This is a genomic window from Skermanella sp., from assembly GCF_059503625.1.
Map to the genome: position 1 here is coordinate 1 of NZ_JCACHA010000317.1, position 2,862 is coordinate 2,862.

3 protein-coding genes are annotated in these 2,862 nt (G+C 62.2%); 1 reads left to right on the forward strand and 2 read right to left on the reverse strand.

The features are described from left to right. Positions 1 to 678: 678 nt before the first annotated feature. Complete coding sequence (locus AC5JJ6_RS07240) at positions 679 to 1,263, forward strand: hypothetical protein (protein ID WP_496041389.1); 585 nt, start codon at positions 679 to 681, stop codon at positions 1,261 to 1,263. A 19-nt stretch (positions 1,264 to 1,282) separates the two neighbouring features. On the opposite strand, the gene AC5JJ6_RS07245 is transcribed toward AC5JJ6_RS07240, so the two are convergent. Continuing rightward, positions 1,283 to 2,494 carry an adenylate/guanylate cyclase domain-containing protein gene (locus tag AC5JJ6_RS07245; RefSeq protein ID WP_496041390.1) on the reverse strand — a complete coding sequence of 404 codons (1,212 nt, stop codon included), beginning with the start codon at positions 2,492 to 2,494 and terminating at the stop codon, positions 1,283 to 1,285. Positions 2,495 to 2,601: 107 nt separating this feature from the next. Next, on the reverse strand, positions 2,602 to 2,862 hold a 261-nt coding region (locus tag AC5JJ6_RS07250), incomplete at its 5' end, for a 4Fe-4S dicluster domain-containing protein (protein ID WP_496041391.1).

The window sequence follows — 2,862 nt, forward strand, 5'->3', positions numbered from 1 at the left end:
ACTCTCGCGGGCCGGCCGGCTGCACCTCCCCAGGCAGGCGGCCGGCCCGCGAACCGTTTTTACCCACCCCACCTCATTCCGTGATCCAAGGTCGGTAAGAAACCGCCGGCTCGACATGCCTTGCCCGATAGCCACCTAACACTTTCGGCAAATCCGCTTCCTTACGGATACAAGAATTAGAGAAAGCAGATACCACCCAAGCAAAAAATTACAAACTATACTTTATTGGATGCTTTATTTTGCATGGTATGGGCGCCTTTTCCTTAATTGACAAATTGTTGAATTCTTTGTTTGATGCAGATCAGAGTGCACTATCTTTGAGATAGTAAATTCATACTCGGGTTGTTGCGCAAGAAATCACCGACAGGGCATACTGAGTTCTACCCACTTCATGCAGGGGGGGACGATCGAATGAAAACTGACGAATCTCTCAAGCCGGCTTTGGCTATGGCGTTCTTCAGCGGGATCAGCGGTGCCGCTGCCGCTGCGTGCGGTGTCGGGGTGCTGAAAGATCCTGGACCGGTATAAAAATAGCAGTTCCACTCCTGAAATAACGTCAGCAAAAGCCCAAGAACTCGATGACACTATCGGCGATGTTCTCTTGTGAGAAGGCCGAACCGGGAGATACATCTCGACGCCGATACAAGCTGTCGACTAATCATTATTGGAGAAAGACACATGACGAAGACCAATCCGTTTCTCTGCGCGACGGGCATTTTCTGCACCTTGCTCCTGTCAGCCTGCGCGCAGCCGGCAGTGGTCAACACGGCCGAGGCCGAGAGGCCCGCTTTCGTCACCAGCGATCTCGTCACGGAGCGCGCCAAGGTGCTGGCGGTCAACCGTCCGGAGCGCATGGTCGTCCTGCGCGGCGAGGATGGCAGCACGCTCGGTCTCATCCTGGACGAACGGGTGAGGAACTTCGATCAAATCGAGGCCGGAGACACGGTGACAGCCCAGTACCAGGAGGCGACGGCCGTCTTCGTACGGCCAGCGACGGGAGCGCCAGCGGCGGAGCCCACCGGCACCCTCGAAAGGGCCCCTCTCGGCCAAAGGCCGGGCGCGGTTGCCACGAGCACCAACGAGATCACCGCGACGGTCGAAAGCATCGACTATGCCAATCGCATCGTAGTGGTCAGGGGGCCTAGTGGCCGCGCGCGCACGTTCAAGGTCGGTCCCGAGGTCACCAGACTGGACGCCGTACAGAAAGGCGACGAGGTGGTGGTTCGCCACACCGAGGCCATCGCCGTCGCGGTTACGGAGTGAAGTTTCCCACCGCTCCGGATCATGCCCCCGGATCGAGCGTGAACAGATGCTGGGGCTGCCCTACCCCCCGCAACGCAAACCGCCCGACCGAGACCATCCGCTGTGCGCAGGCCTCCGCCGAGGTGGCGAAGGCGGAGGACAGCAGGACTTCCTGGTCGAGCGAGCGGCACATCGCGGCGATCCGGCTGACCTCGTTGACCGCCGGGCCGATGACGGTGAAGTCCAGGCGGTCCTCGCTGCCGATGTTGCCGTAGAACACCTCGCCGACGTGGAGGCCCAGGTAGAAGTTGGTCCAGGGCAGTTCTTCCGCCTGCCGCCGCGCGTTCAGCGCGGCGACCCGCCTTGTCGCTTCCTCCGCCGCGTCCAGCGCGCGGGTGCAGAGTTCGCAGTCCTCGGCGCCGCTGAAGATCGCCATGATCCCGTCGCCCATGAACTTCAGCACCTGACCGCCATGGTCGTGGATCGACGACACGATGGCGTCGGCGTAGTCGTTGAGCAGCGGGATCACCTGTTCCGGCGGGACCGTGTCGGTGATCCGGGTAAAGCCCTGGAGATCGCTGAACCACATCACGGCGCTCATCCGCTCGGCGACGCCGCGCTCGATGTAGCCGCCCAGCACCCGTCGCCCGGCGTCGCGGCCGAGATAGGTCTCGACCAGCGTTTCCGCGATCCGCCCGACCGAGACGTCGCGGATCGCCAGCGCCAGCATGGGCAGCGCCCGCTCGATCATGCCGACCTGCCAGTCCGCGAAGCCCTCCGCGTGGTCGGTCGCCCAGGACGAGAACAGGCAGTCCATCATCCCGATCGTCAGCGCCTTGCCGAACCGGGTGTGTACCGCGAGATAATCCGTCAGCCCGTCGTCACGGAACTCGGCCAATACCGGGAACCGGTCGGATGGGCAATCGCCATCGACGATCCGGCAGCGCAGCGATTTCTCGCCTGACACGAACAGGTAGTGGAAGGGGCTGACCAGCCACTTCTCCTGGCCTTCGCGCGCACTGGAGCGGGCGTAATCGATTGCCTGCGTCTCGTTCTTCGTCCGGTGCCAGTGGAAGGTGCGGGCTTCCAGAACCGGATGCAGCGTGTCGATGATCCCGGCCATCCGCGTCAGCGGCACGCCGTTTTCCACCAGCCGGCGGCAGAAGCCGTCGATCAGTTCGGTTTCCGACAGTCCCGCCAAGCCGGATTCGGCCACCCATTCCGTAAGTTCAAGGATCTGCCGGTCGTTCATCGCCCCACCGCTCCGCACCTGCAACTCTCAACCTGACGATGAGATGTCGCTGCGGTGCGGTGCAGGCAATGAAAAAATACCCGGCTCAGACTCAAGTATCGGGAAAGTCACATATTCGGATAGTTCGGTCCGCCGCCGCCCTCCGGCACCACCCAGTTGATGTTCTGGGTCGGGTCCTTGATGTCGCAGGTCTTGCAGTGAACGCAGTTCTGCGCGTTGATCTGGAGCCGGGGATTGGCCCCGGCATCGTCGCGCACGATCTCGTAGACGCCGGCCGGGCAGTAGCGCTGCTCCGGCGCGTCGTACTCGGGCAGGTTGATCCGGATCGGGACCGAAGGGTCCTTCAGCGTCAGGTGCGCCGGCTGGTT

What these genes read in the sequence shown, in the direction of transcription:
- AC5JJ6_RS07240 (WP_496041389.1), top strand. Translation starts at nt 679, where the DNA reads ATGACGAAGACCAATCCGTTTCTCTGCGCGACGGGCATTTTCTGCACC.
- AC5JJ6_RS07245 (WP_496041390.1), bottom strand. Translation starts at nt 2,494, where the DNA reads ATGAACGACCGGCAGATCCTTGAACTTACGGAATGGGTGGCCGAATCC.